Annotated in this window: 1 protein-coding gene; it reads right to left on the minus strand. The window is 39.8% G+C overall.

Translation table 11 applies throughout. The annotated features are described in order from the left end of the window. Positions 1 to 86 precede the first annotated feature (86 nt). Positions 87 to 341, minus strand: coding sequence for an adhesin biosynthesis transcription regulatory family protein (locus tag FDX22_RS19575; RefSeq protein WP_255432975.1), 255 nt, complete (start codon positions 339 to 341; stop codon positions 87 to 89). Positions 342 to 354: the final 13 nt, after the last annotated feature.

Consider the following 354-nt stretch of genomic DNA (forward strand, 5'->3'; position numbering starts at 1 on the left):
TTTCGTCGCTTCCGCTTGTTACAAGCTGGAAATGCGGTTAAAGCTCACGGCATTGCCCTGAAATACCTAATGATTTTTTCAGAAAGTCACTCGGGCATTTCCCTTTTTGACATCTTATAATAATTAAATAGCGTATTAACAACCTGAATGACATGTTCAAACCTGCCGATACATGCCCCAAAGTAACCATTATTAACACCATGTTCATTGCAACAATGAATTCGTGGGTGATTCAACACAAAATAATCGTGCAATGCCCTAATAATATTATCGCTGCGGATAGGTGTGAGTTCAATCAGGCACCAGAACTCATCGTCAGACATGCTTCCTGATGGAAGGATGTGATTCTTTTTT

This window comes from Citrobacter sp. TBCS-14 (assembly GCF_005280805.1).
Classification (GTDB): Bacteria; Pseudomonadota; Gammaproteobacteria; order Enterobacterales; family Enterobacteriaceae; genus Citrobacter; species Citrobacter gillenii.